The sequence below is a fragment of the Streptomyces sp. NPDC002309 genome (genome assembly GCF_053593375.1).
Window position 1 is genome coordinate 237,999 of sequence record NZ_JBSFCI010000003.1, and the last position, 13,346, is coordinate 251,344.

9 protein-coding genes are annotated in these 13,346 nt (G+C 69.5%); 8 read left to right on the forward strand and 1 reads right to left on the reverse strand.

Going from position 1 to position 13,346, the window contains the following annotated elements; genetic code table 11:
- The first annotated feature begins 4 nt into the window (after nt 1–4).
- The 3 genes from ACWCPM_RS04125 to ACWCPM_RS04135 all read left to right on the forward strand — a co-directional run bounded on the left by ACWCPM_RS04125 (nt 5) and on the right by ACWCPM_RS04135 (nt 3,043).
- Nucleotides 5–1,087, forward strand: coding sequence for an inositol-3-phosphate synthase (locus ACWCPM_RS04125; protein WP_450974574.1), 1,083 nt, complete (start codon nt 5–7; stop codon nt 1,085–1,087).
- A gap of 75 nt (nt 1,088–1,162) precedes the next feature.
- Entirely contained in the window at nt 1,163–2,425 is a 1,263-nt protein-coding gene (locus ACWCPM_RS04130; RefSeq protein WP_450974575.1) for an MFS transporter, read from the forward strand.
- A 126-nt stretch (nt 2,426–2,551) separates the two neighbouring features.
- Entirely contained in the window at nt 2,552–3,043 is a 492-nt protein-coding gene (locus ACWCPM_RS04135) for an LppU/SCO3897 family protein (RefSeq protein WP_450974576.1), read from the forward strand.
- 132 nt (nt 3,044–3,175) lie between these two features.
- Here the strand turns inward: ACWCPM_RS04135 and ACWCPM_RS04140 are convergent, their stop codons facing one another.
- Complete coding sequence (locus tag ACWCPM_RS04140) at nt 3,176–4,615, reverse strand: CCA tRNA nucleotidyltransferase (protein ID WP_450974577.1); 1,440 nt, start codon at nt 4,613–4,615, stop codon at nt 3,176–3,178.
- A gap of 253 nt (nt 4,616–4,868) precedes the next feature.
- On the opposite strand from ACWCPM_RS04140, the gene ACWCPM_RS04145 reads away from it, so the two are divergent.
- The 5 genes from ACWCPM_RS04145 (at nt 4,869) to ACWCPM_RS04165 (ending at nt 13,132) form a co-directional block, all read left to right on the forward strand.
- Complete coding sequence (locus ACWCPM_RS04145) at nt 4,869–7,259, forward strand: DUF6049 family protein (RefSeq protein WP_450974578.1); 2,391 nt, start codon at nt 4,869–4,871, stop codon at nt 7,257–7,259.
- 43 nt (nt 7,260–7,302) lie between these two features.
- The gene (gene murJ, locus ACWCPM_RS04150) at nt 7,303–9,603 is read left to right on the forward strand and encodes a murein biosynthesis integral membrane protein MurJ (protein ID WP_450974579.1); all 2,301 of its coding nucleotides are present in this window, start codon (nt 7,303–7,305) and stop codon (nt 9,601–9,603) included.
- A gap of 139 nt (nt 9,604–9,742) precedes the next feature.
- Entirely contained in the window at nt 9,743–11,467 is a 1,725-nt protein-coding gene (locus ACWCPM_RS04155) for a protein kinase family protein (protein WP_450974580.1), read from the forward strand.
- A gap of 28 nt (nt 11,468–11,495) precedes the next feature.
- On the forward strand, nt 11,496–12,224 hold the full coding sequence (gene sigM / locus ACWCPM_RS04160) for an RNA polymerase sigma factor SigM (protein ID WP_450974581.1): 729 nt from the start codon (nt 11,496–11,498) through the stop codon (nt 12,222–12,224).
- On the forward strand, nt 12,221–13,132 hold the full coding sequence (locus ACWCPM_RS04165) for a hypothetical protein (protein WP_450974582.1): 912 nt from the start codon (nt 12,221–12,223) through the stop codon (nt 13,130–13,132). The genes sigM and ACWCPM_RS04165 overlap by 4 nt, the downstream gene beginning before the upstream one ends.
- Nucleotides 13,133–13,346 lie beyond the last annotated feature (214 nt).

Genomic DNA, 13,346 nt, shown 5'->3' on the forward strand with positions numbered 1-13,346 from the left:
CGGAATGGGTTCGGTTCGCGTAGCCGTCGTCGGCGTGGGCAACTGCGCTGCGTCGCTGGTGCAGGGAGTCGAGTACTACAAGGACGCCGACGCGGCGTCCAAGGTCCCCGGCCTGATGCACGTCCAGTTCGGCGAGTACCACGTCCGTGACGTGGAGTTCGTCGCCGCGTTCGATGTCGACGCGAAGAAGGTCGGCCTCGACCTCTCGGACGCCATCGGCGCCTCCGAGAACAACACCATCAAGATCTGCGACGTGCCCAGCACGGGTGTGACCGTCCAGCGCGGCCACACCCTGGACGGTCTCGGCAAGTACTACCGCGAGACCATCGAGGAGTCCGCCGAGGAGCCGGTCGACGTCGTCCAGGTCCTCAAGGACAAGCAGGTCGACGTCCTCGTCTGCTACCTGCCCGTCGGTTCCGAGGCCGCGGCGAAGTTCTACGCCCAGTGCGCCATCGACGCCAAGGTCGCCTTCGTCAACGCCCTCCCGGTGTTCATCGCCGGCACCAAGGAGTGGGCTGACAAGTTCACCGAGGCCGGTGTCCCGATCGTCGGCGACGACATCAAGTCGCAGGTCGGCGCCACGATCACGCACCGCGTGATGGCCAAGCTGTTCGAGGACCGCGGCGTCGTCCTGGACCGCACGATGCAGCTGAACGTCGGCGGCAACATGGACTTCAAGAACATGCTCGAGCGCGAGCGCCTGGAGTCCAAGAAGATCTCCAAGACGCAGGCCGTCACCTCGCAGATCCCCGACCGGGACCTCGGCGAGAAGAACGTCCACATCGGCCCCTCCGACTACGTCGCCTGGCTCGACGACCGCAAGTGGGCGTACGTCCGCCTGGAGGGCCGTGCGTTCGGTGACGTCCCGCTGAACCTGGAGTACAAGCTCGAGGTCTGGGACTCCCCGAACTCGGCCGGTGTCATCATCGACGCCCTGCGCGCCGCGAAGATCGCCAAGGACCGTGGCATCGGTGGCCCGATCCTCTCCGCGTCGAGCTACTTCATGAAGTCCCCGCCGGTGCAGTACTTCGACGACGTGGCCCGTGAGAACGTCGAGAAGTTCATCAAGGGCGAGGTCGAGCGCTAGAGCTCACCCCCTGCCGGGCAGAGGGTCCCCGAGGCATGGTGCCCGGGGACCCTCCCCGTATGTGAGGCTGTGCCCATGGCCGTCGTACGCGATCTACGCGTCCTGCTCCGTTTCCGGAACTTCCGGCATCTGCTCGCGGTGCGGCTGCTCTCCCAGGGCGCCGACGGCGTGTACCAGGTCGGCCTCGCCACCTACGTGGTCTTCTCCCCGGAGCGCCAGACCTCACCCGTCGCGATCGCCTCGGCCATGGCGGTACTGCTCCTTCCGTACTCCCTGGTGGGCCCCTTCGCCGGCGTTCTGCTCGACCGCTGGCGCCGCCGCCAGGTGTTTCTGTACGGCAACCTGCTGCGCGCCCTGCTGGCCACGGCGACGGCCATCCTGATGGTCAGCCAGGTCCCGGACTGGCTCTTCTACGTCTCCGCCCTGTGCGTCACCGCCGTCAACCGCTTCGTCCTCGCGGGTCTGTCCGCGGCGCTGCCCCGTGTCGTTGACGAGGACCGCCTGGTAATGGCCAACTCCCTCTCCCCGACGGCCGGGACGCTCGCAGCGACCGCAGGCGGCGGCCTCGCCTTCCTCGTACGGCTGGTACTCGCGGACACGGACGCCGCCGTGGTCCTTGTCGGAGCCGCGCTGTATCTCTGCTCGGCGCTGGCGTCACTGCGCATCGGGCGCGAACTGCTGGGCCCCGACCGCACACTGGTGCACCCGCGGCTGGGGGCGGCGGTCTCCGGCACGGCGCGCGACCTCGTGGCGGGCCTTCGCCATCTCGCCGCGCCCGCACGGCGGGAGGCCGCCTGGGCGCTGGCATCCATGACGCTGATGCGGTTCTGCTACGGAGCCCTGACGGTCATGCTCCTGATGCTCTGCCGTTATGCCTTCAGCTCGAACACCGACGACGGACTGGCCCTGCTCGGGCTGGCACTGGGCGTTTCGGGGGCCGGCTTCTTCGTGGCGGCGGTCCTGACGCCGTGGGCGGCCGGGTGGCTCGGCCCCGCACGCTGGATCGCCGTCTGCGCGGCTTCCGCCGCCGTTCTGGAGCCCGCGCTCGGCCTGCCCTTCACCACCGAACCCGCGCTCGCCGCCGCCTTCGTCCTGGGCCTGACCACGCAGGGAGCGAAGATCTCCACGGACACCCTCGTGCAGTCGTCGGTCGACGACGGTTTCCGGGGCCGTGTCTTCTCGCTCTACGACGTCCTGTTCAACGTCGCCTTCGTCGCGGCGGCCGGAGTGGCCGCCCTGATGCTGCCACCGGACGGACGCTCGGCCCCTCTCGTTCTGACGGTGGCGGCCATCTACGCGCTGGTTGCGGCAGCTATGACCCGCTTTGAACGCCGGTAAGTGTCACATCAAAGACACAGAGTCACTCCTGGCCACCTTGTTGTCAGCGCCGCGCTGTAACTTACGTGCGTCTTATGCGCGGGGCTTCCCGTGCTTCTCACGTCCACATTTCCAGGGGGACCCCAAGTGACCACTCCGCCGCCGCCTCAGGGCAACCCATACGCGCAGGGCCAGCAGCCTCAGGGTCAGAACCCCTTCGCGCAAGGCCAGAACCCGTACGCGCAGGGCCAGCCCCCGCAGCCCGGCTTCCCGCAGCAGGGCGCCCCGTACGGACCGGTCCCGCCGGAGCAGCCGCGCCGCAGGCTGGGCTTCAAGAAGATCAAGAACATCGTGGTGGGCATCGTGGTCGCCGGCGTCGTGATCGGCGGGTTCATAGCCAGCCGGGACGACGCCAACACGGCGTCGGTCGGCGACTGCATGAGCATCTCCAACCCGAACAGCATCACCGACCCGGACCTGGAGGTCGTCGACTGCGGCGACGCCAAGGCGGAGTACAAGGTCGCCGACAAGAAGGACGGCACGTCAGACGGGTGCGACCGCACCAAGTACAGCGAGTACACCGAGACGGGCGGCGGCAGCGACTTCACGCTCTGCCTGGAAGAGCTCTCTGCCCAGTAGTACCTGGATCTGCCGAGGGGCGATGTTTCACGTGAAACATCGCCCCTCTCCGCTTCCCGGAGAAGCCCTCGAGACCCTGCGCCCGGTCTGTGTTTCACGTGAAACACAGACCGGGCGCAGGGTTTCCGTGCCTCAGCCCTGCTCGGCCCACCACTCCTTGAGTGCCGCAACCGCCGCACGATGCTCCATCGGCCCGTTCTCCAGGCGGAGCTCCAGCATGTGCTTGTAGGCACGGCCGACCGCGGGACCCGGCTTGACGTCCAGGATCTCCATGATCTGGTTGCCGTCGAGGTCGGGACGGATGGAGTCCAGTTCCTCCTGCTCCTGGAGTTGAGAGATGCGCTCTTCAAGCCCGTGGTACGCCCGTGACAGCGCCGTCGCCTTGCGCTTGTTGCGCGTAGTGCAATCGGAGCGCGTCAGCTTGTGGAGGCGGTCGAGAAGAGGCCCCGCGTCCCGGACATAGCGGCGGACGGCGGAGTCGGTCCACTCACCGGTTCCGTAGCCGTGGAAGCGGAGGTGGAGCTCGACCAGACGAGAGACGTCCCTCACCATCTCGTTGGAGTACTTGAGCGTCGTCATCCGCTTCTTGGTCATCTTCGCGCCGACCACCTCGTGGTGGTGGAACGAGACCCGGCCGTCCGTCTCGAAGCGACGTGTCCTCGGCTTGCCGATGTCGTGCAGCAGAGCGGCCAGGCGAAGGCTCAGATCGGGACCTTCCTCCTCCAACGCCATCGCCTGCTCCAGAACGATCAGCGTGTGGTCGTAGACGTCCTTGTGACGGTGGTGCTCGTCACTCTCCAGCCGCAGGGCCGGCAGCTCCGGCAGCACATGATCGGCGAGGCCGGTGTCGACCAGCAGGCTCAAGCCCTTGCGCGGGTACCGGGAGAGGATCAGCTTGTTCAGCTCCTCCCGGATCCGCTCGGCCGAGACGATCTCCAGCCGTCCGGCCATCTCCTTCATCGCCGTGACCACCTCGGGTGCCACCTCGAAATCGAGCTGGGCCGCGAATCGCGCCGCACGCATCATCCGCAGCGGGTCGTCCGAGAAGGACTCCTCGGGAGTGCCCGGAGTGCGCAGCACCCGCGCGGTCAGATCGTCGCGACCGCCGTGCGGGTCGATGAACGTCTTCTCCGGCAGTGCCACGGCCATCGCGTTCACGGTGAAGTCACGCCGGACCAGATCCTGCTCGATGGAGTCGCCGTACGAGACCTCCGGCTTGCGCGAGGTTCGGTCGTACGCTTCCGAGCGGTAGGTGGTGACCTCGACCTGGAAGCCGTCCTTCTGCGCGCCGATCGTGCCGAAGGCGATCCCCACGTCCCACACGGAGTCCGCCCATGGCCGGACGATCTTCAGTACGTCCTCGGGGCGGGCATCCGTAGTGAAGTCCAGGTCGTTGCCGAGCCGGCCGAGCAGCGCGTCCCGGACCGACCCGCCGACCAGCGCGAGGGAGAACCCGGCCTCCTCGAAACGGCGGCCGAGGTCGTCGGCGACAGGCGCGATCCGCAGCGACTCGTTCGTCGCGGTGGGCGGCACCTGATTCAGGTCACGGATGTCATCGTTGGCGTTCGGCACAACAGAACAGGGTACGTGGCCCGAACCACCGCGAGCGCCTCGATCAAGGGCGTGCGAACACCGCTCCCGATCCGGCACAAGACCAGCTCTCACGACGTTCGGAAGCGTTCCTCTTCATAGGCCCCCATACGGGACAGCGGCCGCCGCTCCCCCGATCTTGAGGACCGGACCGCGGCACTTCCCCTCAGCGGGCATCGTTACCATGCGTGGACGCACATCCGACGACCACTGACGACGAGGGACGGGCAACCGCGTGGCCGAGGCGGCAGACTTCCAGGGGACGAGTCCCTCAGCTGCCCGCCGGTGGCTGAGGCGCACCGGTGCGCTGCTGGCCGGGGCGCCGCTGCTGGCAGGGCTGTTCCAGCTGCCTGCGGCCCCTGCCGCGGAGGCCGCGGGGCACGACTCCGCACAGCGGGCCTCCGGCTCCCGGACCGTGTCCGTCGCCCTCGACTCGCTCAGCCCCAGTGCCCCCACGGGCGGCGACATCCTGACGATCTCCGGCACGGTGACCAACAAGGGCAAGCATCCGATCACCGACGCCCATGTGGACCTGCGCACAGGACCCGAGATCGACACCCGCTCGTCGATCGACAGCACCGCCAAGCGCACGGGCCATTCTCCGGACGCCGACGGCACCCAGATCGACGACACTTACCGCCAGGAGTTCGCCGGCCTCACACCGGGCGTCGCCCAGCGGTTCAGCATCGCCGTGCCCGTCGACGAGCTCGACCTCGGCGACGAGGGCGTCTACCAGCTCGGTGTCACCCTCTCCGGTGAGACCTCTGCGGAGCCGTGGGACCAGGTGCTGGGCATCCAGCGGACGTTCCTGCCGTGGCAGCCCGAAGAGGCGGGCACGAAGACGCGGACGACGTTCCTGTGGCCGCTGATCTCGACCGCGCACATGACGGCGGAGACGGGTTCCAACGAGCAGCAGACGCCGGTCTTCCGCAGCGACGAGCTGGCCGAGGAGATCTCCCGCGGCGGCCGACTGGAGCAGCTCGTCTCGCTCGGCAAGGACCTCGACGTCACATGGGTGATCGACCCCGACCTCCTCGCTTCCGTGGACGCGATGGCCCGCGGCTACCGCGTCCAGGGTGAGGGCGACTCCACCGTGCCCGGCAGGTATCAGGCGGTCGCGAAGCAGTGGCTGGCCGATCTGCAGAAAGCGGTGGCGGACAAGGAAGTCGTCGCCCTGCCCTACGCCGACCCGGACCTCGCCTCCCTCGCCCACAACGGCACGAACGTCAACGGCTCGCTGAGCCGCCTCAAGGAGGCCACGGACGTCGTCGCCAACACGGTGGAACCGATCCTCCATGTGAAGCCGAACACGGACTTCGCCTGGCCCGTCGACGGAGCCGTCGACCCCTCGATCGTGAAGGTCGCCACCTCCGCGGGCGCCGACAAGGTGATCGCGCGCAGCGACAGCCTGGAGGAGACCGGTGCTCTGTCGTACACGCCCTCCGCGGCGCGTCCCATCGGTGGCGGCACGACAGCCGTGGTCGCGGACGAGCGGCTGTCCAGGGCCTTTCAGGGCGATCTGACGCGGGCCTCCGCGAAGACCCTCTCCATCCAGCGCTTCCTGGCCCAGAGCCTCGCCCTGAACCTCGAGACGAACCAACAGCGCAGCATCGTCGTCGCACCCCAGCGGATGCCGACCGCCAGCCAGGCCCAGGCCATGGCCGAGGCGATCTCGTCACTGCAGACCGGCGGCTGGAGCGAGGCGCAGAACCTCGGCGCGGCCGCCAAGGCCAAGCCGGACCCCGCGGCGTCCACGAACGTGCCGTCGGCCTCGGAGTACCCCTCCCCCTTGCGCAAGCAGGAACTGCCGCGCGGGGCCTTCGAGCAGATCGCGCGGACGCAGGCCAAGCTCGACAACTTCAGGGTCATCCTCACCGACCAGTCCCGCGTGGTGACCCCCTTCGGCAGGGCCATAAACCGAGAGATGTCCACGTCCTGGCGCGGCCGGGCCACCGAGGCGCAGAACTACCGCGACGGTGTGGAGGACTACCTCGACGGCCTCGCCGCGGGGGTCACGCTGATCAACAAGTCGGAGACCAAGCTCTCCGGCCGCAGCGCCACGATCCCGGTGACCGTCCAGAACAACCTGGTGCAGGACGTCGACCATCTGGTCCTGCGGCTCACCTCGACCAGTCCGACCCGGCTCGAGTTCGGCGGGAACGGCCACGCCGAGCAACCCGTCACTGTCTCGGGCGGGCACAGCCAGTCGGTCAAGTTCGGCACATCGGCCAACGCCAACGGCCGGGTGACCGTGAAGGCCCAGTTGTTCACGAAGGACGGCAAGGCTTACGGCCCGCCCGTCTACTTCGACGTCAAGGTCACCGAGATCACCGCCACGGTGATGCTGGTCATCGGCGGCGGCGTGCTGCTCCTTGTCCTCGCCGGCTTCCGGATGTACACACAGCGCAAACGTGCGGCCGTCCGTGAGACCGAGGACGAGGGCACGGACACCTCCGGCGACGCGGCCGGGGCTCCGCAGAACCCCGAGGGCCCTTCGGACCGTCTCCAGGAGGAATCCGGCTCGCGGCCCGGGGCAGGCGACCCGGAGCAGCCGAGTGACCCTGGACCGGACACCCCAGCGGAAAGCACCGGCCCGTCCGGGACGGGTGAGAGAGTGGACCGTTGACATGTCGTGGCCGGTGGGCCCGGGACGATGAGGTGGGGCAACCATGAACGCGCCGTACGACGGTGACCGCGGCCAGGCCGCGGGCAGCTCGGGGCACCCCGAGGGCCCGCCGCCCGAGCACGGCCCGGTGCCGCCGCAGCACCCCGCGGACATGTACCTCCAGGACGCCTACGAGCAGGACCCCTACCGGGCGCAGGACCTGGCTGCCCAGGACCCGGTCACCGAGGCGCTCTACGACCGCGCGGCGCACCCGCCGCCGCCCCCGGGCACGTATCCGCCGCCGCAGCAGCTGTACGCCCAGCCGCCGCAGTCGCCGTACGCCCCCGACCCACGCGTGTGGGCCCAGACCCCGGCCCCCGAGCCGGCGGGCCCCACACAGCACCTGCCGTACGGCGACGACCCGCGCACGACCCAGTACGTGGGGGTCGACGACCTGGTGACCGAGGCCGGTGACCAGCGTCACGAGCCCGATGCCTTCGCCCATCTGTTCCGGGACCAGCAGCAGACCGGCGCCCGCCCTCCGGCCGACCACGCGGGCGTGCCAGCGCCCGCCGCACCGGGCTCCGGGAACGGTCCGGCCGGCCAGTACGGGGCAGCCGCCCCCGAGGGCCGGTACGGCGGCGCCCAGTCGCCGGCCGGGCACTACCAGGCGCCCGCACCGCGGCACGCCCCCGAAACCACCCCCGCCCCCGCGCCCGCCGCCCCGGCGAAGAGCGGACGGGCCGCGGGTCTGCTGAAGTCGAGCGCCGTGATGGCGGCGGGCACGATGGTGTCCCGCCTCACCGGGTTCATCCGGTCGGCGATGATCGTTTCGGCGCTCGGTGTCGGCCTGCTCGGTGACACCTTCCAGGTGGCGTACCAGCTGCCGACCATGATCTACATCCTGACCGTGGGCGGCGGCCTCAACTCGGTCTTCGTCCCGCAGCTCGTACGCGCCATGAAGGAGGACGACGACGGGGGCGAGGCCTACGCGAACCGGCTGCTGACCCTCGTCATGGTGGCGCTCGGCGCGCTCACCGTGCTCTCGTTCCTCGGCGCGCCCCTGCTGATCCGCATGCTGTCCGACGCGGTGGCCAGCGACCCGGCCGCCAACGAGGTCGGCGTCACCTTCGTGCGCTTCTTCCTGCCCTCGATCTTCTTCATGGGCATCCACGTGGTGATGGGCCAGATCCTCAACGCCCGCGGCCGGTTCGGCGCGATGATGTGGACCCCGGTCCTGAACAACATCGTCATCATCGCCACGCTCGGCATGTTCCTCTGGGTCTACGGCACGGCCGAGCACTCGGGGATGAAGGTCACGAACATCCCGCCGGAGGGCGAGCGGCTCCTCGGCCTCGGCGTACTGCTCGGACTCGTCGTGCAGGCGCTCGCGATGATCCCGTACCTTCGCGAGACCGGCTTCCGGATCCGGCTGCGCTTCGACTGGAAGGGCCACGGCCTCGGCAAAGCGGTGACCCTCGCGAAGTGGACCGTCCTGTTCGTCCTCGCGAACCAGGCCGGCGCCATCGTCGTCACCCAGCTGTCCACGGCGGCCGGCAAGGACTCGCCCGTCGACGGCACGGGCTTCGCCGCCTATGCCAACGCCCAGCTGATCTGGGGCCTCCCGCAGGCCATCATCACTGTCTCCCTCATGGCCGCCCTGTTGCCCCGCCTCGCGCGCTCCGCCGCGGAGGACGACGCCGGTGCCGTCCGTGACGACATCTCCCAGGGCCTGCGGACGACCGCGGTGGCGATCGTGCCCATCGCCTTCGGCTTCCTCGCGCTCGGCATCCCGATGTGCACGCTGATGTTCGGCTCCTCCGGCAGCAGCGAGGCCACCAACATGGGCTTCATGCTCATGGCCTTCGGCCTCGGCCTGATCCCCTACTCCGTGCAGTACGTCGTCCTGCGCGCCTTCTACGCGTACGAGGACACCCGCACCCCCTTCTACAACACGGTGATCGTGGCCGGCGTCAATGCCGGTGCGTCGGTCCTCTGTTACTTCGTCCTGCCCTCCCGCTGGGCCGTCGTCGGCATGGCTGCCTCCTACGGCCTCGCCTACGTCATCGGCGTCGGGGTCGCCTGGCGCCGGCTGAGCAAGCGGCTGGGCGGCAGCCTCGACGGGGCCCGCGTGATGCGAACGTACGCCCGCCTGAGCATCGCCTCGGTACCCGCCGCACTGCTCAGCGGCGCGGCCTGCTACTACATCACCCAGGCGGTCGGACAGGGCGTCGCCGGATCGTTCGCCGCTCTGGTCGCCGGCGGAGCCGTCCTCCTGGGCGTCTTCTACGTCGCCGCCCGGCGGATGCGGATCGAGGAGCTGAACTCGCTCGTCGGTATGGTCCGAGGGCGTCTGGGCCGCTGAATCGGGGGGTACGCGCACAACCATCGTCCGCCATCGTGTGTCGTGCATAGCGGCGGACTGTGGGCACAATTGGTTTCGGCGTCGAACGGCGCGCGACGGAGTTCGCCGGCGCGCTACGAATGGGGAGGCGGGAACGACGGTGGCGGAACGGAGCACGGCTGCCGTCGACGTGGCAGACAACAGCGGCGACGAGCCGCTGACCGCCAAGGCGGACCAGTCCACGGCCGACGGGGTGGCCAAGAACCCGGAGCGGGACACGGAACACGACCAGGCACAGGGGAGCGGCGGGACCGAGGGTCCCGGATCCATGGCGTCACCGCCCGAACTGCACAGCGGTCACAAGCTCGCCAGACGCTATCGTCTCGAGGACTGTGTCACCCGTCTGGACGGTTTCAGCAGTTGGCGTGCGTTCGACGAGAAACTGCGCCGCGCCGTCGGCGTACATGTCCTGCCGGCGGACCACGCGCGGGCCCGTGCGGTGCTGGCCGCGGCCCGCTCGTCCGCACTGCTCGGTGACCCCCGCTTCGTCCAGGTGCTGGACGCCGTCGAGGAGAACGATCTCGTGTACGTCGTACACGAGTGGCTGCCGGACGCCACGGAGCTCACCACGCTCCTGTCCGCGGGGCCGCTGGAGGCGCACGACGCCTACCAGATGGTCAGTCAGGTCTCCGCCGCCATGGCGGCCGCCCACCGCGAGGGCCTCGCCCATCTCCGGCTGAACCCCAACGCCGTCCTGCGCACCTCCAGCGGGCAGTGGCGTATCCGCGGCCTGGCCGTGAACGCCGCGCTGCGCGGCATCGCTTCCGACACCCCGCAGCGCGCCGACACGGAGGCCATCGGCGCCCTGCTGTACGCGTCGCTGGTGCAGCGCTGGCCGTACGAGAGCGACGCCTACGGCCTGTCGGGGCTACCGAAGGACGTCGGCCTCATCCCTCCCGACCAGGTCCGCGCCGGGGTCCATCGCGGCCTGTCGGAACTCGCCATACGCGCGCTCGTCAACGACGGTGCGACCGCCTCCCGACACGAGTCCCCCTGCACCACGCCGGAGGAACTGGGCAAGGCGATCAGCGAGATGCCCCGCATCCGGCCGCCGGAGCCCGCGTTCACCGCGCCACCGGACTACCAGCGCACCACGTACCAGCAGGGCACGTACGGCCGCACGGCCTCGCACCCCGGCGTCACCCAGCCGGTCCCGTCCCCGCCGCCCCCGCTGCAGACCCGCACCGGAAAAGCCCTGAAGTGGGCGGTCTCCGCGCTGCTCATCGCCGCGCTGGGGCTGGGCAGCTGGCAGCTCGCGGACGCGCTGATGGAGCGCGGCCACCAGTCGGACGACCCGAACAAGTCGCAGACGACGGACGGGAACGAGAAGGGCTCCACGGAGAACAAGGTCACCACCAAGCCGCTCACCATCGAGGGGGCACAGGAATACGTCGCCAGCGGTGATGCCCAGGCCGCTGCCGATGTCGGCCTCACCCACGACGGCGACAGCTCGACGTACTGGCGCACCAAGCGCTACACGGACGGTCCGGCACTGGCTCCCTACAAGCCCGGCGTCGGCATCGTCTACGACCTCGGCTCCTCCCAGGACGTCTCCGCCGCCTCGATAGGGCTCCGGTACATGGGCGACCACACGACGGTCCACCTCTACGCGACCGACTCCCTGACCCCCTCGACCGGAGTCGACGGGATGCAGGAGATCGGAACCGCCACGACGAGTGGCACCTCTCTGAACGTGAAGGCGTCGAAGCCGGTGAGGACGCAGTACGTGCTGCTGTGGATCACGGCAGTGCCGAACGCGCCCAGCGACGGCTACAGCAGCGCCGGCTGGAAGCAGGCCGTGACAGACGTGAAGTTCACGGGCTGACGTCTCACCGAAGGGGGAGGGGGTCCGGATGGCGGAGCGCGCCGGGTACGAGACGGCGAGCGATCAGGATCTGCTCGCCCGCCATGTGGCGGGCGACCCCGATGCCTTCGGTGAGATCGTCCGGCGTCACCGCGACCGTCTCTGGGCGGTCGCCCTGCGCACGCTGGGCGACCGCGAGGAAGCCGCTGACGCCGTCCAGGACGCCCTCGTCTCCGCCTACCGGGCCGCCCACACCTTCCGCGGCCAGTCGGCCGTCACCACCTGGCTGCACCGCATCACGGTGAACGCCTGCCTCGACCGCGCCCGCAAAGCAGCGTCCCGCAAGACCTCCCCGGTCGATGACACCGAGCGGCTGGAGCAGCTGCTGGAGCCACACGAGTCGGCCTCGGCACCCGCCGAACGCAACGATCTGCACCGCCAGCTCCTCGAAGCGCTCGGCACGCTTCCCCCCGACCAGCGAGCCGCCCTCGTCCTGGTGGACATGCAGGGCTACCCGGTCGCCGAAGCCGCCCATGTCCTCGACGTCCCGACCGGCACGGTCAAGAGCCGCTGTGCCCGCGGCAGAGCCAGACTGCTCCCGCTGCTCACCCATCTGCGTCCGGGGAGCACCGGGCACGACGGCGAAGAGCCGGCCGCCGGACGGAACCGGACGCAGGGGACATCCGTCCCACCGGCAGCGGGACCGCACGACGCGGGCCCGGGCGATCCAGGGCCAAGCGACTCAGCTGCTGTGAAGGGCGGAGGTGGGCGAACGTGACTTCCACGACGGGCACAGCCGGGCACCCGGACGTCTCGGAGATCTCCGACCTCACCGAAGGCCTGCTCCCGCCGTCCCGGAAAGCGGAGGTGCAACGCCATCTGGACGAGTGCGAGCTCTGCGCGGACGTCTACGCCTCGCTGGAGGAGATCCGCGGCCTGCTCGGCACACTGCCGGGCCCTGCCCCGATGCCCGCCGATGTCGCCGAACGCATCGACGCCGCCCTCGCCACGGAGACACTGCTCAACGCCACGACGCCCGGCACGGTCAGCGCCGCCCCTCCCGCCAAAATGACGCTCGGGAGCGACGACGCGCATGTTTCACGTGAAACATCGCCTCCGGCCGCTCGGCCCGCGGGTCACGCTCGTACCTCCACCACCGGTCCGGGCCGCAAGGAGCGCAAACCCGGCAGCCGCCGCCGGGTGGCCATCCTGAGCGCCGTCCTCTCCGTCGGCGCCCTCGGACTGGCTTCCCTGCTGGTGTCCTCGATGGAGAGCGACCCGGGAGACACCACCGAAGGGCGCCACACCACGGCCGCGGACACCCTCACCGAGGAGAAGCTGGAACAGCGGGTCGTGGACCTCCTGGCCAAGAGCGAGGCCGGCATCGTCTCGGGTACCCCCCGCGATCAGGGCGTGGAATCCGCCCCGGACACCAGAGGTCCACGCACCCTCACCAAGCCTGCGGTCCCGGTGCCCGAGTGCGTACAGAACGGCATCGGTCGCGACGACGAGGCCCTGGCGACCGAACCCGGCACATACAAGGGGACGACCGCCCTGCTCGTCCTCATGCCCGACACCTCGAACCCCGCACAGGTCACGGCCTACGTCGTGGATGCCACATGTGTGAAGGAGTTCCCTTCCGGATCGGCCGAGGTCCTGCTGAAGCAGTCCTACAAGCACTCGTGAGCACGCCGGTACTTCTCAGGACACAAGTCCTTCCGCGACGGCACACCCACCCCCGGCCTGGCCCGTTCCCCCATGGGTATCTCCTCCGGAAACGGGACTCCGTGTGCCCGGGCACAGCGGGAATGCAAGCCCCTTAGGATCCGTTGGGTGGGGTGAGAGTCCCTAGTGGACTCCCACCCGGTCGAAGACGCCGTCCAGAGACGAGGAAACAAGC